Genomic DNA, 18,100 nt, shown 5'->3' with positions numbered 1-18,100 from the left:
GAGCCTTGTATCAGGAGTGTGATGACCGTCGACATGATTTCAAAACCGCATGAGCGCCTCGCCGAATTGTTGGCGGGCGAGATGGAGGCCGTAAACGGCCTGATCCGCACGCGGATGGCGTCGGACCATGCGCCGCGAATCCCAGAGGTGACACAACATCTTGTGGATGCGGGCGGAAAGCGACTGCGTCCGATGCTGACATTGGCGGCGGCGCGCCTGTTTGGGTATACCGGTGATCACCATGTGCGGCTTGCGGCCACGGTCGAATTTATCCACACCGCGACGCTGCTGCATGACGATGTGGTAGACGAAAGCGCCCAACGGCGCGGTCGTCCCACTGCAAATTTGCTGTGGGACAACAAATCCAGCGTTCTGGTCGGCGATTACCTGTTTTCGCGCAGCTTCCAGCTGATGGTCGAAACAGGCTCGCTGCGGGTGCTGGACATTCTGGCCAACGCCTCGGCCACGATTGCCGAAGGCGAAGTGCTGCAGATGACAGCAGCTACCGATCTGCGTACGGATGAGAGCGTCTATCTGCAGGTTGTGCGCGGCAAAACAGCCGCCCTGTTTTCCGCCGCTACTGAGGTCGGTGGTGTGATCGCTGGCGCTTCGGAAGAACAAGTTAAAGCTCTGTTCGACTATGGCGACTCATTGGGCATTGCATTCCAGATTGCAGACGACCTGCTGGACTATCAGGGCGACAGCAAAGCAACTGGAAAGAACGTGGGCGATGATTTCCGCGAGCGCAAGCTGACCCTACCGGTGATCAAAGCCGTGGCCCAAGCAACACCGGACGAGCGCGCATTCTGGGAGCGGACGATTGAAAAAGGCCGTCAACAGGAAGGCGATCTGGATCATGCGCTGCGTTTGATGGGCAAATACGCTACGCTGGAAGAGACCCGGCAGGACGCCTTGGGTTGGGCGAACAAGGCCAAGGCGTCGCTGGATGTATTGCCGGATCACGAAATTCGCAGCCTGCTGCGTGAACTGGCAGACTACGTGGTCTCGCGTCTCAATTAAGCTGAGTGGCGCGGCACCACCAATCAGGATGCGCTGCGCCGATCTCATAGGCTGCGAAATGCGCGTCTTTCATCGTCGGATACAGCGCAAAGCAGGTTGACCCTGACCCCGACATACGCGCGATGAGGGCGCGATTTGTCGTTTGCAGTGTGTCTAGAACCTGTTCAATCTCTTGCGCAGCGCCCATGGCGGGCACTTCCAAATCGTTACGCTGATCGCTTAGCCACAAGGCGCAGTCGGTAGCGTTTTGAAACTCAGGGATATGCTCAGGCATCCGCGGATTGTCTCTGCTGGCCAGTGCCTTGAAAACGGCCCCCGTTGGCACATGCACATTCGGGTTGACCAACAAAGCGGGCAGGCGCGGAAGGTTTACAGCACCCAGTTGATCACCAATGCCCCGCATTCTGATCGCTCGGCCTTCCTGACAGACGGGCACATCTGCCCCAAGTGACAGGGGCAGATCCGGCGGAGCGTCATAACCCTGCCCAGCCAAAGCCCCAAGCGTGGCCGCAGCATCTGACGAGCCGCCCCCAATGCCCGCTCCGTGGGGCAAGGACTTGCTGAGATCGATATGCCCGGTCCAACCCACGCCTTCGGCAGCTTTCCACACCAGATTGCGGCTGTCCGCGGGGACGCCATCGGCAAACTCGCCGCGTACATCCATGGACAATGCGGGGCCGGGTTTGAACGTCAGTTGATCGCCCAAATCAGCAAAAACCACCAATGAATCCAACAGGTGATAGCCATCTGTCCGGAGGCCGGTCACATGTAGGGTCAGGTTGATCTTGGCTGGCGCAAACGCCTTAATTTCCATTAGCGACCTTCAAAGGCTCTGCACCTTCTTCGGCCAAAACGGCATCCAGCCCAACTTCGATCTTGCGGCGAATGCGCTCTGGGTCGGCTTCGCCATCGGTATCTTCGGGATCAATGAAGGACAGCGCCCGTTTCCACTGGAATTCAGCCTCGCGCGCACGGCCTACGGCCCAGTAGACATCGCCAAGATGGTCGTTCACCACCGGATCGACAGGCATCAGCTCAACGGCGCGTTCCATCTGCTCAACCGCTTCGTCATAGCGGCCCAGACGGAACAGGACCCAGCCCAAGCTGTCGACGATGTAGCCGCTGTCCGGGCGGGCCGCGACGGCACGCTGGATCATGTCCAGTGCCTCGTCCAGCTTCTCTTTACGCTCGACAAGCGAATAGCCCAGATAGTTCAGAACCTGTGGCTGATCGGGGTTCAGCTCAAGTGCGCGTCGGAAGTCAGCTTCGGCCTGATCCCACTGCTTCAGCCGCTCATGGCTGATGCCACGGGCATAGTGCAAGAACCAGTTGCCGCCTGCTGCGTTGTCCGTCAGCCCAATTGCCGTGTCATAAGACGTCACTGCCGCCTGATAGTTTTCCTGACGTCGCTGCAGATCGGCCAAAGCCACGTGCACACCCGGAAGGTCAGGGTCTTGTGCTGCAAGGTTTTGCAAAACCTCAACGGCGGCATCGGTTTTGCCTGAGCGGTCCAGTACTTCGGCGCGACCCAACTCGGCCGCGTGATGATCGTTGCTGTCTGCTGGAACCATACGATACGCCGCAACCGCCAGATCATATTGCTCCAGTTGATCTAGAAGATCGGCGCTCAACAGAATGGCATCCACGTGGTCAGGGCGTAGAAAACTTGCCAATCGTGTATAGAGCAGAACGTAGTCCGGCGACGCCTCAGAGTTCAGCGCGGCACCAACGGTAAAGAAAATCTCGGCCATGCCATCCCGCGCCGAGCGGGCATGGGTGAAGGGGAGTGTTTCACCCGCCTCCAGCTGGCTGGTGTAGGTTTCGATGGTCGGGTCGCTACCAGCAACAAATACGTCCTCAAGAAACTGAAGGGCGTCTTCGTTCTGATCCAGCTGGGACAGCACTTCGGCTCGCGCCAAAGCCGCCCGACGCGTAAAACGCGCCACCGCACCGTCATTGTCTGCAAAGATGGCCTCGGCCCCTTCAAAATCGCCGATCGAGGCTAATGCCATAGCCTTGTGATACAACGCAAACTCTTTCAAGCCGTCTTGCGTGGCTACAGTATCGAACTGCTGCATCGCCTTGGTCATTTCACCCTGGCCCAAATGGGCCCAGGCGACCATCAACCCGTCCACCAGCGGTCCAACGCCCTGAGTTTCCGGATTGCGCGTTAAAAGGACGTCATACTTGTCATCTGCAACCAAATTGGCCGCAATCGCCATGCGCGCGGCCTGGCTGGGCAGGTTCGCTTCTTCGATCTGCTCGGCAACAGGTAAGGCGCGTTCAATCTCGCCCAGCGCAAGGCGTGCCACCACAACGCTTTCCAAGAGTAACGGGTTTTGAGAATCGAACTTCAGAGCCTGTGCATAATACCGCTCGGCAGCGGTATAATCACTTTCGTAAATTGCCTGCCGCCCGGCCAGATACGACCCTGCGCCCGAGTCTGAGAATGCCGGGACTGCGACCGACGACATGAGCAGCACGGACAGAGCCGCGCGACGAACCAGGGAAACCACCGAAATCCTGCCTTGCTATCGTTGACTGACAAACAAGCTAGGGCTTTGGCTGGCAAGAGGCAATGGCAGAGCCTTCACGACCCTGCCAGTGCCCAGTTTTTTGCTTACATGTTGGGATAGTTCGGACCGTCCCCACCCTGCGGCGTGGTCCAAGTGATGTTTTGGCTTGGATCCTTGATGTCGCAGGTTTTGCAGTGCACGCAGTTTTGGAAGTTGATGACGAATCGCGGGCCCGCCGTTTCATCCTCGACCACCTCGTAAACGCCAGCCGGGCAATAGCGCTGCGCCGGTTCGTCAAACTTGGGCAGGTTGACTTTGACCGGCACTTCGGGGTCGGCCAGACGCAGGTGGCAAGGCTGGCTTTCCTCGTGATTGGTCGCGGCGAAGGACACGTTGGTCAAGCGATCAAACGACAGCACGCCGTCTGGCTTCGGGTATTCGATGGGCTGGTGCTTGCTTGCATCTTCGGTCGAGTCTGCATCGTTTTTGCCATGTCCTACCGTCCCGAACAGCGAAAAGCCCAGCGTGTTGGTCCACATGTCCAGACCGCCCAGCATCAGCGATGCGGTCAGACCCCATTTCGACCAGATCGGTTTTACGTTGCGGACCTTCTTCAAGTCGCTGCCGATGGGACCATCGCGCACTTCGGTCTCGTATGCGGTCAGCTCATCACCCGAACGCTCGGCCTTGATGGCGTCGAACGCGGCCTCTGCCGCAGCCTTACCTGACAGCATCGCGTTATGGTTGCCCTTGATGCGCGGCACGTTGACCATGCCCGCCGAGCAACCCAGAAGCGCCACACCCGGTGCCACCAGCTTAGGCATCGACTGATAGCCGCCCTCGGTGATCGCACGCGCACCATAGGCCACGCGCTTGCCGCCTTTCAGCAGGTCGGCCACCATCGGATGGTGCTTGAAGCGCTGGAATTCCATGTAGGGATACAGGTGCGGGTTCTTGTAGTTCAAGTGAACCACGAAACCGACATAGACCTGATTGTTTTCAAGATGATAGATGAAGGATCCACCACCCGCGTTGCTGCCCAGCGGCCAACCCATTGTGTGCGTGACCGAACCTTCTTTGTGCTTGGCCGGGTCGATCTCCCAGATCTCTTTCATGCCAACGCCGTATTTCTGCACTTCTTTGCCAGCTTGCAGATCGTATTTGGCAATAACTTCTTTGGACAGCGAGCCGCGCACGCCTTCCGACAGGAAGACATATTTACCATGCAGCTCCATGCCCGGCTCAGTGTTAGGCCCGTACGAGCCGTCAGCTTCCAGACCAAAGACACCGGCGACAACGCCTTTGACTTCGCCATTTTCGCCATAGACCAGCTCCGAACACGCCATGCCCGGGAAGATTTCAACGCCAAGCTCTTCTGCCTGTTCCGCCATCCAGCGGCAGACATTGCCCATCGAGACAATGTAGTTGCCGTGGTTGTTCATCAGTGGCGGCATCGGGAAGTTGGGGATACGCAGCTTGCCGGCTTCGCCCAGCATGTAGAAGTTATCTTCGTGCACAGGCACGTTCAGCGGCGCGCCTTTTTCTTTCCAATCGGGGATCAGAGCGTCCAAACCGCAGGGGTCAAGCACCGCACCCGACAGGATATGCGCGCCAACTTCCGAGCCTTTTTCCAGAACCACGACGTTCAGGTCGGCATCCAGCTGTTTCAGACGGATGGCCGCCGACAGGCCCGCGGGGCCTGCACCCACGATCACCACGTCGTATTCCATCGCTTCGCGTTCAATCTCGGCCATCGCGGGCTCCTTAGCTAACTTTCCGAATTGGCGCTTTCTACATGCGGTCGGCGCAATTTTGTTTCACGGCTGATTACATGGTTGCAAAGACATTGGTCAATCGAAACACGGCGTAACAATGCCGCTATTCGACACTTCAAGCCTCTGGTGTGTCCCCCATCAGATACCTGGGACCGCTACCATTGGATTTTACCCGGTCATCGGGGTTGTAAAGCGCACATTTTGGCAGACTGAGACACCCACATCCGATGCACCCATCCAGATTGTCGCGCAACCGCGTCAGCGTATCGATTCGCTGATCCAGATGAGCGCGCAACTGCACGCTTATGGCCTTCCAATCCTGCGGCGTTGGGGTGCGGTTTCCGGGCAGACCCGACAGCACCTCGCGGATTTCGGGCAGGGTCAGACCAAATTGCTGCGCAATCATCACAAAGCTCAATCGTCGAATATCTGCGCGCTGATAGCGCCGCTGTCCGCCCGAGTTGCGCCATGGCGAGATCAATCCCTGCGCCTCATAGTAACGGATAGCTGACACCGCCAGCCCGGTACGCCGGGCCAGTGCGCCGATTGCCAGCCCTTCTGAAACAGCCATCACATCCTCAAAAAAATACCTTGACCTAAAGTTAGGTTTAGAAATTAGCTTGAGTCGGGACAAGCCTAAAAACAGGAGATCCCATGATGGCAACGCTTGAACACACCAACTTCACTGTCCGCGACCCGCAGGCTTCAGCCGCATGGATGGAGCAGGTCTTTGACTGGAAAACCCGCTGGGAAGGGCCGGCAACCTTGGGTGGCTACACTGTCCATGTGGGCAGTACGCATACATATCTGGCGCTGTATGCGCCGCAAGACCCCAAACCCCTGGCCAACAGCAGCTATGACGTTGTTGGCGGCCTCAATCATGTGGGCGTTCTGGTTGAAGATATCGATGCGACCGAAGCCAAAGTTCGAAAAGCAGGGTTTGAGCCTCATAACCACGCGGATTACGAACCGGGGCGCAGGTTTTACTTCCGTGACGATAACGGTATCGAATTCGAGGTTGTACAATATGATTGAGATGATGTGGCTTTGCACCCCTTCGCAGCGATGGCACAGATCCCGGCACCCTGATCATCGCCACAGACCGCAGCCAAAATCCACACGACGGCGCGAAGTCGCGAATTGATCGCTGCAACTGCTGTCCCCTCTTGCAATTCACGCAGTATTTGGGTCAGGTAACTGCCAACCCTACATTCGCCCCGACGCTTCCGTGCGGCGGGGCGACTCAATTTATACGTGGACGTAGAGAGTATGGAAAAGATCCCGATGACGCCTGCGGGCAATGCCGCGCTTGCGGCTGAGCTGAAGAACCTCAAATCCGTTGAACGCCCGGCGATCATCGAAGCGATTGCCTCGGCACGCGAATTGGGCGACCTGAAGGAAAACGCCGAGTATCACTCGGCCCGTGAAAAGCAGGGTTTCATCGAAGGTCGCATCAAAGAGCTGGAAGGCATTCTGTCGCTGGCCGATGTCATTGATCCGGCAAAGCTGTCTGGGGCAGTCAAGTTCGGTGCAAAGGTGACCCTGGTCGATGAAGACACTGATGAAGAGAAAACCTGGCAGATCGTTGGCGAGTACGAAGCCAATATTGAAGCCGGCCTGCTGAACATCAAATCCCCCATCGCCCGTGCCCTGATTGGCAAGGACGAAGGCGACAGTGTTGAAGTGCGCACCCCCGGCGGCGTGCGTTCCTATGAAATTCTGAGTATCGAGTACGCCTGACCGGAGCGCATGTAATGTCGGGGCCCAAACCTGACCCGGAAACTGAAAAACCGACCTCGCTGGGCATCTATGATCGCCCAAAGACACCGGCTTTGACTGAAATTGAGATTGCCGCACTGGTGCTCAGCCTGATCTGGCTGGTGGTGTCGGTTGTCTTTCTGGTGCTTCCGGAACAGGGTCAAAACGGTGGGTTCATCGTTACCTTTCTGGCGGTGTTTATGCCCGTGGCCATGATCTGGGTCGCAGCTACGGCAATGCGTGCCAGCCGGGTCATGCGCGAAGAAAGCGCACGGCTGCAAACGGCGATTGATGCCATCCGGCAGGCCTATGTGGCGCAGCAGCAGCGGGCCTCGAGCACCTATGAGCCAGCTGTAAGCAAAAAGTTGGACGAAATTGCAGCGGCCACCCGGAAAACGGAAAACGCGCTGGCGACGTTTTCAACCAAGCGCACCAGTCCGACTACAAGTGCGACGCAGGCTTCTGCTTTGGGCGACCAAACCTCGCTGGAGCTGGGTACACCTGCGGAAGACATCGCGCCGCCGCTCAGCACAGCCATTTTCATCCGTGCTCTGAACTTCCCGGAAACGCAGGATGACACCGAAGGCTTCAACGCATTGCGTGTCGCGCTGAAAGACCGCAAGACAGCGCAGCTTGTACAAGCCTCGCAGGACGTTCTGACTCTGCTCAGTCAGGAAGGCATCTATATGGATGACCTGCGTCCCGACATGGCCCGGCCAGAAATCTGGCGCCAATTCGCTCAAGGCACACGCGGCCGCGCAGTGGCCGCGTTAGGAGGTGTCCGCGACAGGTCCTCACTGGCGCTGACAGCAGCACGGATGAAACAGGACCCGATTTTCCGCGACGCTGCCCATCATTTCCTGCGCCGTTTTGACAAGATGATGGCCGAGTTCGAACCCAACGCAAGCGACGCGGAACTCAGCGCGTTGGGTGAAACGCGTACTGCAAGGGCCTTTATGTTGCTGGGTCGCGTGGCAGGAACCTTCGACTAGGAATGTGCCACCGGCCAGGACATCTTGGTCGCGCTGCTAAAGCCGAAGAGGTATTTGAGCGGCCCGGTTTTTTCCTCACCCACTGGCCGGAACCCTTCCCGCTCGTACAAGGCCCGGGCGCGCGGGTTGGTATCGATCACATCCAGCTGAACCTCGGACATGCCCTGATCGCGGGCCTCTTGTTTAATGGCATTCAAAAGGGCCGTACCCACGCCTCTGCCTCGGGCATCAGCAGCGACAAATATTCCGTCCATCTGAAAGACCTCCGGTTTCAGTTCACGTTCCAGCAGGCTTAATATACAGGCGCGCCACACGGCCCCGAACCAGCCATAGGTTCCGGCAAGATCAGACATCCTGCCACCAGCCAAACCGCCGTCGCGCGTTTTGAACCCCGCCAGCCCCAACATATGACCCGCGTCATCGCGCGCGACGAGCGCGAAATTCGGGTTCAAAGCGATTTCAAAGAAGGCCAAACCCTTTTCATCTGGCCCCATGACCTTATGCAGCTTGGCCGAAAACGCCTGCCAGAACAGCGCCGCTGCCTGCGCGCGTTCGTGATCAGCGAAGCCGGATGAAATCGCGATGGTCAAATACCAAAGCTCCCATACGGTATGAAACGCACGGTATCGCCCGGTTTGATGTGCCGCGCGCCATCCTCGATTTCGACCAGCCCTTCGGCCCAGCTGAGGCCGCTGATCCGGCCCGAGCCTTCCGAATGAAACACTTCGGCCCGTCCATCCCGCATGCGGGCGCGCAAGTATTCACGGCGGCCCGGTTTTTTGCGTTTCTCAAACGCGGCAGGAACGTCAAACCCTTGCGGTTCCGTCCAGCCTTCGCCCGACATCAGGCCCAGCGCAGGACGCGCAAAGATCAACGTGCAGACCATGGCAGCAACCGGGTTGCCCGGCAGGCCAAACACAGGCACGCCTGACCACAAACCCAAAGCCAGCGGGCGCCCCGGCTTTAACGCGATCCGCCAGTGCTGCATCGCCCCCGCCTCTTGCAACAAGGCGGACACATGATCTTCATCGCCTGCTGATGCGCCTCCGCTGGTCAGGATCACATCAGCCCGTGCTGAGGCTTGATCCAACCGGTCCCTCAAAGCATTCCGATCATCTGCAACACGCCCCATGTCAACTGGCACAAATCCCATGCGTTCGATCAACGAAAGCAGCATAGGGCGGTTGGCATCGAAAATCTGTCCCGGACCTGCGCTTTCTCCGGGTTCGATCAACTCATCACCGGTCGAGACCACCGCCACACGCAACGGCTGACGCACATTCACCTTCGCGATACCCACAGCAGACAGCAACGCGAGATCGGCAGGAGTCAACCGACGCCCGGCGGGCAAAGCCACATCACCTGCCATCACATCTTCACCCGCGCGCCGCGTGTTCGCGCCTTTTTTCAGCGGACCGCGGAAGGCAATATGCCCGTCTTTGACCGTGACATCCTCTTCCAGAATAACCGTATCCACACCATCAGGCAGTGCTGCGCCCGTCAGGACACGCAAGGCCAGGCCGTCGGGCACGTGACCATCAAACGGCATCCCCGCAGCCGCGCGCCCATCAATCAACGGCATGACCTGAGCGCCTTCCGGGACGGGACCCGCAAACCCGAACCCGTCCACTGCCGTGTTAGGCTGGGGCGGATTTGAGCGTTGGGCGATCACATCCTCGGCCAGAATGCGGCCACTTGCCTTGGACAGCTCAAGCGTTTCCACTGACGTGATCGGATGCAATCTGTCGCGCAGATAGGCCAACGCCTCGTCTACAGGTGTCCACTCCACCCCGGCAGGCAACGCGAAACAATCGTTTCGCAATGGCGGCGGGGCTATGTTCGGCTTGTCCTGAGCTACACCCAATATCCAACCTTCCTCTGCCGCTGAGACATTCAATTGCGCATCCAACTCCTGCTCTGTCAAACGTGACAGAGTCAAGGCGACCTGTTCGACCTGCCAGGCATCCTTGATCCTGCCCTGAGGAGGTTTGCCTAAATTGAGCGAGGGCCAGATTTCCACAAAAGCAACTGGCTCATCCAGTGTTTCAAACGGCCAGACCGCGATCTTTCCTGCGAAAAGGTGGCGGAGGCGGTTCAGAACCGGAAGCCCCATCATCACCTGCCCGCCAACAGCCCCCGCACCTGCCATCTGCCAGCAGGTAAAGCTGCCCCTGGCCAAGGTTTCTACATCGCGGCGGTCCGGGAAAGGATTAGAATAGTCCGCTTTTCTGCGCGGTAGACCGTCGATGTCACGACGCAAACCGTTCATCCAGAACGGGCCTTTTCCGCCAAACTTCAGGTTGATCCGGCCAGCCAGATCAAATCGGTTATTCGCCTTGGGCGTATCCTCAATATGCCGCTCGAACCAGTCCCACAAAACCAGAGGGTCGTCCGAACCCGTCACCGCCCGGGCGAACCCCGCTGGATAGCCAAACGGGAAATCGAACCCCAGAAACAGGCGGCGACCGGCCTCAAGCTCGGTACGGATCAGGGCCTGAAGCCACTGTTCGGCGACCTCCCTGTTGCGCAGGTATTCGGGTTGCAAAACGTGCCCTTCGCGCACAATGCTGGCCCAAATCGCATCTTTGCGCGGGGTCGGCCCGGTGTCGTTTCCGCCAGACCAATCCACCATGGCAAAGGTCTGGAACAAACTCACAAACCGACCTCTTTGAGGATGAAGTCGGCGATCCCGGCAGTGTCGTTCAAGTCGAAAACCGGGCGGTCCAGATCTAGCGGAGTGTCGCTGGCCACGGCCCGAATAGTCTTGTTCTTTGGGGCCATCAGCGCATGGCCCGCCTCAGCGCGGAAAGCTTCAACTTTTGGATGGTCTTCGCGCTTGAAACCTTCAATCAGCACCAGATCAACCGGTGAAAGCCGGGCCAAAAGATCGGCCAAAGGGGGCTCTGGCGTGCCGCGCAGCTCTTGCATCACGGCAATGCGCTGACCTGAGGCAAGCAGAACTTCACTGGCCCCTGCCATGCGGTGGCGGTGACTGTCGGTGCCGAGTTGATCCACATCGACACTGTGATGCGCATGTTTGACAGTCGACACAGTAACGCCCCGGCCTGTGATCTCGGCCACCAGCCGTTCCATCAGTCCGGTTTTGCCAGCATTCTTCCAGCCGGTGACGCCAAAGACCCTCATGCCTGCTCCAACAATGTTCGGGCGCGATCCAGATCTGCCGGCGTGTTGACGTTGAAGAACGGGTCAAACGGGTCGGCGTCGAACAAAGCCTCTCGCCCATCATGTTTATCGGTCCACAGCACCACCTTGCGCAGCCCGTCCGTCAGCGCCACCCGCAGATCGTCGCGCAGCGCGACAGGCCAGAGGCCAAAGGTTGGATGCCGGTTAACCCGCTTGCCACCGCCGGATTTCAGCGCCTCGTCCCCGGTGCGCGGGGTTGTGGCCAGAACCAGAGGGTGCGCCTGCCCCGCTGCTGCATCTTGCAGCCGCACCACTAAATCGCGTGGGAAGAACGGCGTGTCAGCAGCAGCGGTCACAATGCTGTCCGCGCCTTGCTCTGCCGCCCAGTCGAGCCCGGCCAAAACCCCGGCCAAAGGCCCCGCAAACCCTTCGATTGTGTCAGGAAGCACAGGCAGGTTCAGGTCGGAAAACCGCTCGGCGTCGCCGTTGGCGTTCAGAGCCAGCCCACTGACCTGTGGGGACAAACGGTCAATCACATGTGAGAGCAAGCTTTGCCCATTGATCTGCAACAGGCCCTTGTCACCGCCGCCCATCCGGGTCGCCTGTCCACCTGCGAGGATAATGCCGAGGGGTTTGGTCATGATTGGTCCTCGATGTCAGGCCATCTTTTGAACTTGGTCAGAGGCGAAAGAACAGAAACGAGAAAGAAAACCAAAAGAACCAAATAAGAAACACTTGGTGAAATTGACAAAGAAGCGTCAAGCCATTGCGCAACGTGCACCGATCCAAAAGTTAGAACTATGAACGTTCCAGGAGCTACAAAGCACCAGAACCCCAAGCGATACCTCCGCGCTGATAGTTCAACTGTTGGTGTGTGGGCAATTGCTTTTGGCAACCCTCGTATCGCTAGGCGCTGAAGGTCTTGCTGTTGCAGTTGGTAGTCTAGCCCAACGGACTGCCATCCAGGCATCCATACGGCAAGGGTTTCCCAGCCACTTACGAACCTGCGGCTTTTCCAGCCCAAAACACTGAGCGTGTCTTCATCAAGCACTCCCATGCCATCGACCAGCGTTTTTTTAAAGAGTTCATAGCGACGATGGGCGCGGAGCATCAGCCAAAGCAACCCGATAGAAATCACAAACGGTGGGATCAAGAGAAAGAAATACATCGCGCTCATCCCGCACTCTTCCGACGATGCTTCTTGTCTTCGACCGCAACGGTTGACGGATCCACGTCGCGCAGCAGGCGGTCCTCGCCCGACAGGCAGACAAAGCGCTGTCCGCGCATCCGGCCAATCAGGGTCAGCCCAACCTCACGCGCGATCTCGACGCCCCAAGCGGTGAAGCCTGAGCGCGACGCCAAAACCGGGATACCCATCATAGCCGTTTTGATCACCATCTCGGATGTCAAGCGACCTGTGGTGTAAAGGATCTTGTCCGCCGCACCTTCACCTTCGGACAGCATCCAACCCGCGATCTTGTCGACGGCGTTGTGGCGGCCCACATCCTCCATATAGACCAGCGGGCGGTTTTCCTTACATAGGACCGTGCCATGGATTGCCCCCGCCTCAAGATACAGCGACGGGGTGCGGTTGATTTTTGAGGCGAGATCGTAGAGCCATGAGGTCCGCACCTGAACCTGCGGTAACTGCACGTCCTCAAGCCCCTCCATCATGTCGCCAAACACCGTTCCGACGGCGCAGCCGCTGGTCCGGGTCTTTTTCTTCAGCTTGTCTTCGTATGATGTCTCGCGCGCTGTTCGCACAACAACGGTCTCAAGATCGTCGTCATACTCCACACGGGTAATCTGATCATCCGCAAGCAGCATCCCCTGATTGCGCAGGAAGCCCAGCGCCAGATATTCGGGATAGTCACCAATCGTCATCGCCGTCACGATTTCCTGAGAATTGAGGAAGATCGTCAACGGGCGTTCCTCGACCACCGAGATCTGGCTGACCTCGCCGTTCTGGTCCACACCCTCAACCGCACGGGTCAGGCGAGCGGCGCCGGGATCGGGCGCTATAAGATAGTCTGACAGGTCGAATTCCGTGGCCAATTGCAACCCCTTCTCAAGACAGTTACTGCTGCATGCGTCACCATAGGATTTAGCCATGGCCACTGCCACATCCAAGTCGTACTTCTGGAAAGGTTTTCGGGACGGGACACCCTTTGTCTTTGTCGCCGTCCCCTTTGGTCTGTTGTTCGGCGTTTTCGCGACCGAAGCCGGGTTGGACATTGTTCAAACCATCGCCTTTTCGGCGACCGTTTTTGCCGGAGCCGCCCAGTTCACGGCGCTGCAACTTTTACAGGATCAAACCCCAACAATAATCGTGTTGATCTCGGCGCTGGCCGTGAACCTGAGGGTCGCGATGTATTCCGCGTCACTCACGCCCTATCTGGGTGCGGCCCCCCTGTGGCAGCGCGCCTGTGCCGCCTATCTGATCGTTGATCAGTCTTATGCCTGTTCGATTGTGCGGTTCGAGAAAGAGCCTGACCTGACAATCCCCCAGCGCATTGCATATTTTTTCGGCTCGGTTACACCGATCACGCCGCTTTGGGTCTTGGCGACCATAATCGGCGCTGTCCTTGGCGCGCAATTCCCGGAAAGTTGGGCGCTGGATTTTGCTCTTCCGATTACTTTTCTGGCCATGGTCGGGCCAATGATGCGCACCCTGGCGCATGTGATTGCGGCCCTTGTCGCCATAGTTGTCGCGCTGCTGACAGTGGGTGTGCCGTACAATCTGGGTCTGTTGATTGCCGGGATGGCCGGGATGATGGCCGGTGCACAAGCCGAACTGATGCTGGAACGGAGGTCGCCGTCATGACCCAGATCGACCCGACCACCATGTGGATCATTATTGTGGGCCTGGCGGTGGGCAGTTACGCACTGCGCTTTACCTTTATCGGGCTTGTGGGCGATCGCCCGATGCCGCCCTGGCTACTGCGTCACCTGCGCTATACGGCCGTCGCCATTCTTCCCGCCCTGATAGCGCCTTTGGTCGTTTGGCCCTCGGCCACCGAAGGGCAACCGGACCTGCCCCGCATGTCAGCGGCAGCCGTTGCATTGGTTGTGGGGGTGATCAGCAAAAACGTTCTGGCGGCCATCTTTTCGGGGGCCGCCACGCTGTATGGGTTGCTGTATCTATTGGGATAAAGCAGCGTCCAACTGATTGAGGCGCGCGTTATTGGCGGCCAGACCTTTTTGCAGGTCGGCATCATCGTTTTCGCGATATTCTTCGGTCGTTACGGCCGGCAGTTGTGCAAATTGCTCGGACAGTTTGACCGGGTAGAAGGTTACGTCAATTTGCTCGAACCCAGGCACCTGCTTCAACAGTTGCGCGGTTGAATTGGTACAAAACGCCCCGGCAACCGGGCCGGATTGTTTGGCCAGTTGCAGGGCAATTTCAGCCTGCTGCGGGGTCACCTGAATTGTCTGAATGCGGGCATAATGTGTCTCGCGCGCGTGCGAACTGCGGTAGGCGCGCTCGACCGCCGGGGTAATGCCATAAAGAACGTCGTCCTTTATCGGAACCACGTCCGCACGAAACGAACCGGCTGGATCAAAGATCACCCGTTCGCTGCCCGAAATCATCAAGGATGTATGCGCACCTGAACCAGTGCGTGTGTTGATCATCGTGTACAGTGTCAGCGTCGATGGACCCTGTGCGCTGTAGGATCGCGCAACGATTTCCGCCCGATCCGCCTGCGGGCGATTCGAGCTTGCGCAGCCAGCCACAGTTGCTGCCAGAAGGCAGGCGATCAAAACCCTGAACAACGTTGCCACCCGAAATGCTTAGGAGGCGAAAACCGCCAGGAACAGGCACAAAAGGGCAATCGCAACCACGCACCATGTGGTGGCTTTGATGAAACCGTTGAAAGTTTTGGTTTGGACGGTGATGTCCATTTCGCCGTGCTTGTGTTCAGCCATGAGTCTCAGAATCCCAGTTCGCGTGTTTGATCTGTTGGATAATAGAAAACCAAACGCCTGTCACCACGTCATTCGCGCGCAGGGTGTGCTTACCTGAGGATCGAACACCCCGGATACCCAAACCCCCACCGCCACGGCAGGCCACTGCATGGCCCACCGCCAAATCGCACGGCACCATACATCGCATCCGCTGTAATCGCGTGCACGTCGCGAATCTGCTTGGGCGTCATGTCGTATCGGTCGGCGTAATCTTCAGCATAGCGTTTTCCATGCTCCACCACACAAGCATGCAAGGCGTCATCCGCTGCAAGACGCGCATCATAGCTTTCCTCTGCCGTCGCCGCGCCGCCCGCGTTGTGGTAGGCTTGGTCATGGGTCAAGCAACAATATTCCCATGGCGGGTGCTCTTCATACAGCTCGCCGACTTGGGGGAACTGCTTGGCGACCCAGCGCCAACTGGCCGACAGTCCGCCCGAACAGCCGTCGGTTTCAAACGCGGTCAACTCGGCGCTTAGGCTTTGGTCCACAAGGGCACGGTGCGACGGCAACTCAAAACTGCGCATCAGATCCTGAGACAAGGCAGGCAGCGGCAGCAATGATACGAACAGTGTTAAATTAAGGGCTTTCATCACGCATTGCCTCGGTATCGACCTGCAATCCAAACGTTGTTGCCAGCCACAGCAACAGCCGCTCACCTGGCCCCATTTCAGCACGCACACGCAGAACCTCGTTGGCCATTGCGGGGCGGTCGGTGATTAGCCCGTCCACACCCATCGAGGCCATTTTGGACATCTGCAACGGATCATTCACCGTCCAGACGTAAATATCCTTGCCCGCATCCTGCACCTTGCGGATCAAACCCGGTGTCACCATCCCTGCATTGACCGCGACGAATTCGCCTTCCAGGCCCGACAGGTCCCCAACGGCAGTGGCCGCCAACACGCCGGACCGCCAGTCGGGGCGCAACTTTTTCATCTTTTGCACCGCCGGATACTTCAGGGACATGGTGGCAATGTCGTCCTGCATCCCCAGTTCTTCCACCAGATTGATCACCCGATTTTCCAGATCGACATCGTGACCATAGTATTTCAGCTCAATCAGGACCTTGGACTTGCCCTTGGCCGCTTCCAAAACCTCGCGCAGGGTCGGCGTGCGTTCCGAGGCATATTCCGGCCCGAACCAGCTGCCAATATCAATGCCTGCCACGTCCTCCATAGTGGCGTCCCAGACCTTCAGGTTGACGCCTGCCAGCTTCATGAAATCGCTGTCATGGGCCACGATGACCACATCATCGGCCGTTTCCTGCACGTCAATCTCGACCCAATCCGCGCCATCCTCGATCGCCTTCAACACCGCAGCCATGGTGTTTTCAGGCCGAATTGCCGCTGCACCCCGGTGGCCGATCACCTCGGCGTGATCCGGAGCCTGCACACGTTCCAGCAGGCCCTGCCCGAACCAAAGGCCAATACCCAATGCGGCCAGCGCCGCTGCGACGGTTAAAAATACGGGCGCGCGGATTTTCCTGGGTTCAGGGTGAGCAACTTCCTTGGCCTCTGAGTCAAAAAAACCATCCAGCAAAACGGCAAGTGCGCCCAACGCAGTCGCCGCCAGAACCAACCCCGCCAAAGACCAAAGCCCTGCGATGATGAGACTGAAGATCAGCGCAAGCCTTAGGCTGCCGCCTTCCTGTATCGGCACCAGCGCAAACAAAAGGCTGGCCACCCCTGCGATCAAAGCCGCAATGACAAGCCGCGTCGCCAGCCACAGGGCAAGTTCGATCTTTAATCGCCCACGCTGGCCTTCCATCCTCTGCTCGCTTTGCGAGAAAGCCACTCGAGGTGACGCATCTTCAAACAGCACCAGATGCAGGGCCAGTGCCCAACCGGATAGACGTCGGATCAAAACCCAAGCCAGCGCCAGAACCACCAATCCAATCAGGACCACCGCCACCTGAAAGGCGGGCGGATGGAAAGTCAGGTAGTAGTTGATGTCATATTCCGTCAGCGTCCACCACGCGATCAGCCCCGCGGCGGCCACAAATGGCAGGGCAAGCAGCAGCACGCGCAAAATAAACCGAACCGCAAACCCAAACAGCGCCGGAAAGCGGGACAGGTTCAGCGCCAGCGCCGCGCTGCCCGCGCGCCAAGGGTCGCTTTCGCCCATGCGCAAAGACCCGGCCATGACCGAGAACACAAAGACTTCGGCCAGCAAAAACAGGCTGAGAACCGCGATACCCGCGATAAACCCTGCCGGAGACAACAGGAACATTGCAATGTCCTGATCCGTCAGCGCCGTCTGATCCGACAGCGAAACCGCCAAGTTGACCGCCACCGCGACACCTGGCGCGATCAACGCCACCAGCAGCAGACGCACAGCAATATAGATCGGGACAAAGACCATACGCCGGGCCCAGGCCCCGGCATAGGCATGTGAAACGGCTTGAAAAAATCTGCTCACGCGGCGGCCTCCGAAATGATGCACTCATTCAAAGGCGCGCAAGCGTGAATTGCAAGTCAGCTGTCTTCCAGATCAGCAGCCAGACGGAAACCGATGCGGTTTGCGGGCTTATCTTCGACCGATTTGGGCAACGCACGCAGCATTACGTTCAACTGGCTGACGTGCTGCACCAATTGCGTGCGAGCCCCTGCCCCGTCCGAGCCATAGAACGTGATCATATCGGGGTCGAAATATCCCATACCTTCGATCCGCATCACACCAGCATCCCCACCGGTAAAGCCCATTGCGACCTCGTGGTCGCCATCCAGTGTTTTTTCAAAGTTCTGGATATACATGATCAGTCGTTCATAAGCCCATTGCGCGGGGCTTTTGTTTTCCACCGGCTTGTTCAAAGGCTCAGGAAGGGTTTTAGTGCCGGACTCGGCTTTTGGATCGGCGTGAACCTCATGGCAGCGCGGCAAGGCGGCGGCTTCGGCGGCCTCGGCCGAGGTTTCAATCTGGTCCTGCATTC

General features: G+C 58.2%; 21 protein-coding genes. 6 read left to right on the top strand and 15 right to left on the bottom strand.

The window, feature by feature from the left end; all coding sequences use genetic code 11:
* Nucleotides 1–21: 21 nt before the first annotated feature.
* Nucleotides 22–1,020 (top strand): polyprenyl synthetase family protein, encoded by a 999-nt coding sequence (locus tag ACXADZ_RS02130; RefSeq protein WP_475192361.1) that lies wholly within the window; start codon nucleotides 22–24, stop codon nucleotides 1,018–1,020.
* On the opposite strand, the gene ACXADZ_RS02125 is transcribed toward ACXADZ_RS02130, so the two are convergent.
* The 4 genes from ACXADZ_RS02125 to soxR form a co-directional block, all read right to left on the bottom strand.
* Entirely contained in the window at nucleotides 1,013–1,834 is an 822-nt protein-coding gene (locus ACXADZ_RS02125) for a 4-(cytidine 5'-diphospho)-2-C-methyl-D-erythritol kinase (RefSeq protein WP_475192359.1), read from the bottom strand. The two genes, ACXADZ_RS02130 and ACXADZ_RS02125, sit on opposite strands and share 8 nt — an antisense overlap.
* The gene (locus ACXADZ_RS02120) at nucleotides 1,824–3,494 is read right to left on the bottom strand and encodes a tetratricopeptide repeat protein (RefSeq protein WP_475198467.1); all 1,671 of its coding nucleotides are present in this window, start codon (nucleotides 3,492–3,494) and stop codon (nucleotides 1,824–1,826) included. Before ACXADZ_RS02120 ends, ACXADZ_RS02125 begins: the two co-directional genes overlap by 11 nt.
* A gap of 146 nt (nucleotides 3,495–3,640) precedes the next feature.
* Entirely contained in the window at nucleotides 3,641–5,290 is a 1,650-nt protein-coding gene (locus ACXADZ_RS02115) for an electron transfer flavoprotein-ubiquinone oxidoreductase (RefSeq protein ID WP_475192357.1), read from the bottom strand.
* 136 nt (nucleotides 5,291–5,426) lie between these two features.
* The gene (gene soxR, locus ACXADZ_RS02110; RefSeq protein WP_171647400.1) at nucleotides 5,427–5,882 is read right to left on the bottom strand and encodes a redox-sensitive transcriptional activator SoxR; all 456 of its coding nucleotides are present in this window, start codon (nucleotides 5,880–5,882) and stop codon (nucleotides 5,427–5,429) included.
* A gap of 83 nt (nucleotides 5,883–5,965) precedes the next feature.
* Here soxR and ACXADZ_RS02105 point away from each other — a divergent pair, with 83 nt between their 5' ends.
* The 3 genes from ACXADZ_RS02105 to ACXADZ_RS02095 all read left to right on the top strand — a co-directional run bounded on the left by ACXADZ_RS02105 (nucleotide 5,966) and on the right by ACXADZ_RS02095 (nucleotide 8,061).
* A complete protein-coding gene (locus ACXADZ_RS02105) occupies nucleotides 5,966–6,346 on the top strand; it encodes a VOC family protein (protein WP_171183909.1) in 381 nt (126 codons plus the stop codon).
* Nucleotides 6,347–6,580: 234 nt separating this feature from the next.
* A complete protein-coding gene (gene greA / locus ACXADZ_RS02100) occupies nucleotides 6,581–7,051 on the top strand; it encodes a transcription elongation factor GreA (protein ID WP_171669074.1) in 471 nt (156 codons plus the stop codon).
* Nucleotides 7,052–7,065: 14 nt separating this feature from the next.
* Nucleotides 7,066–8,061, top strand: coding sequence for a hypothetical protein (locus ACXADZ_RS02095; RefSeq protein WP_475192355.1), 996 nt, complete (start codon nucleotides 7,066–7,068; stop codon nucleotides 8,059–8,061).
* Here the strand turns inward: ACXADZ_RS02095 and ACXADZ_RS02090 are convergent.
* The 6 genes from ACXADZ_RS02090 to ACXADZ_RS02065 are packed head-to-tail and all read right to left on the bottom strand — an operon-like array spanning nucleotide 8,058 to nucleotide 13,317.
* Nucleotides 8,058–8,651: a GNAT family N-acetyltransferase gene (locus ACXADZ_RS02090; RefSeq protein WP_475192353.1), complete on the bottom strand. Its 594-nt coding sequence runs from the start codon at nucleotides 8,649–8,651 to the stop codon at nucleotides 8,058–8,060. The genes ACXADZ_RS02095 and ACXADZ_RS02090 overlap by 4 nt on opposite strands.
* On the bottom strand, nucleotides 8,648–10,693 hold the full coding sequence (locus tag ACXADZ_RS02085) for a molybdopterin-binding protein (protein ID WP_475198464.1): 2,046 nt from the start codon (nucleotides 10,691–10,693) through the stop codon (nucleotides 8,648–8,650). The genes ACXADZ_RS02090 and ACXADZ_RS02085 overlap by 4 nt, the downstream gene beginning before the upstream one ends.
* A gap of 20 nt (nucleotides 10,694–10,713) precedes the next feature.
* On the bottom strand, nucleotides 10,714–11,205 hold the full coding sequence (mobB, locus tag ACXADZ_RS02080) for a molybdopterin-guanine dinucleotide biosynthesis protein B (RefSeq protein WP_475192352.1): 492 nt from the start codon (nucleotides 11,203–11,205) through the stop codon (nucleotides 10,714–10,716).
* Entirely contained in the window at nucleotides 11,202–11,846 is a 645-nt protein-coding gene (gene mobA, locus ACXADZ_RS02075; protein WP_475192350.1) for a molybdenum cofactor guanylyltransferase MobA, read from the bottom strand. The genes mobB and mobA overlap by 4 nt, the downstream gene beginning before the upstream one ends.
* Nucleotides 11,843–12,382, bottom strand: a complete 540-nt coding sequence (locus ACXADZ_RS02070; RefSeq protein ID WP_475192348.1) for a hypothetical protein — start codon at nucleotides 12,380–12,382, stop codon at nucleotides 11,843–11,845. The genes mobA and ACXADZ_RS02070 overlap by 4 nt, the downstream gene beginning before the upstream one ends.
* Nucleotides 12,379–13,317 carry a formate dehydrogenase accessory sulfurtransferase FdhD gene (locus tag ACXADZ_RS02065; RefSeq protein ID WP_475192346.1) on the bottom strand — a complete coding sequence of 313 codons (939 nt, stop codon included), beginning with the start codon at nucleotides 13,315–13,317 and terminating at the stop codon, nucleotides 12,379–12,381. The genes ACXADZ_RS02070 and ACXADZ_RS02065 overlap by 4 nt, the downstream gene beginning before the upstream one ends.
* Here ACXADZ_RS02065 and ACXADZ_RS02060 point away from each other — a divergent pair.
* Nucleotides 13,316–14,029: an AzlC family ABC transporter permease gene (locus ACXADZ_RS02060; protein WP_475192344.1), complete on the top strand. Its 714-nt coding sequence runs from the start codon at nucleotides 13,316–13,318 to the stop codon at nucleotides 14,027–14,029. The genes ACXADZ_RS02065 and ACXADZ_RS02060 overlap by 2 nt on opposite strands.
* Nucleotides 14,026–14,358 carry an AzlD domain-containing protein gene (locus ACXADZ_RS02055; RefSeq protein ID WP_171093759.1) on the top strand — a complete coding sequence of 111 codons (333 nt, stop codon included), beginning with the start codon at nucleotides 14,026–14,028 and terminating at the stop codon, nucleotides 14,356–14,358. Before ACXADZ_RS02060 ends, ACXADZ_RS02055 begins: the two co-directional genes overlap by 4 nt.
* Here ACXADZ_RS02055 and ACXADZ_RS02050 read toward each other — a convergent pair.
* The 5 genes from ACXADZ_RS02050 to ACXADZ_RS02030 all read right to left on the bottom strand — a co-directional run bounded on the left by ACXADZ_RS02050 (nucleotide 14,347) and on the right by ACXADZ_RS02030 (nucleotide 18,098).
* Nucleotides 14,347–14,979: a hypothetical protein gene (locus ACXADZ_RS02050; protein WP_475192343.1), complete on the bottom strand. Its 633-nt coding sequence runs from the start codon at nucleotides 14,977–14,979 to the stop codon at nucleotides 14,347–14,349. The genes ACXADZ_RS02055 and ACXADZ_RS02050 overlap by 12 nt on opposite strands.
* Before the next feature lie 18 nt (nucleotides 14,980–14,997).
* Nucleotides 14,998–15,132, bottom strand: a complete 135-nt coding sequence (locus tag ACXADZ_RS02045; RefSeq protein WP_475192341.1) for an aa3-type cytochrome c oxidase subunit IV — start codon at nucleotides 15,130–15,132, stop codon at nucleotides 14,998–15,000.
* An 89-nt stretch (nucleotides 15,133–15,221) separates the two neighbouring features.
* Nucleotides 15,222–15,761 (bottom strand): hypothetical protein, encoded by a 540-nt coding sequence (locus ACXADZ_RS02040; protein ID WP_475192339.1) that lies wholly within the window; start codon nucleotides 15,759–15,761, stop codon nucleotides 15,222–15,224.
* Nucleotides 15,748–17,532, bottom strand: coding sequence for a glycerophosphodiester phosphodiesterase family protein (locus ACXADZ_RS02035; protein ID WP_475198461.1), 1,785 nt, complete (start codon nucleotides 17,530–17,532; stop codon nucleotides 15,748–15,750). The genes ACXADZ_RS02040 and ACXADZ_RS02035 overlap by 14 nt, the downstream gene beginning before the upstream one ends.
* A gap of 113 nt (nucleotides 17,533–17,645) precedes the next feature.
* Nucleotides 17,646–18,098 carry a DUF6173 family protein gene (locus ACXADZ_RS02030; RefSeq protein WP_171093764.1) on the bottom strand — a complete coding sequence of 151 codons (453 nt, stop codon included), beginning with the start codon at nucleotides 18,096–18,098 and terminating at the stop codon, nucleotides 17,646–17,648.
* Between the last annotated feature and the right edge of the window lie 2 nt (nucleotides 18,099–18,100).

This window comes from Ruegeria sp. ABM4_193, from assembly GCF_056158705.1.
The sequence above is the reverse complement of the archived record's forward strand: the minus strand, read 5'-3'. Positions and strand labels throughout refer to the sequence as shown.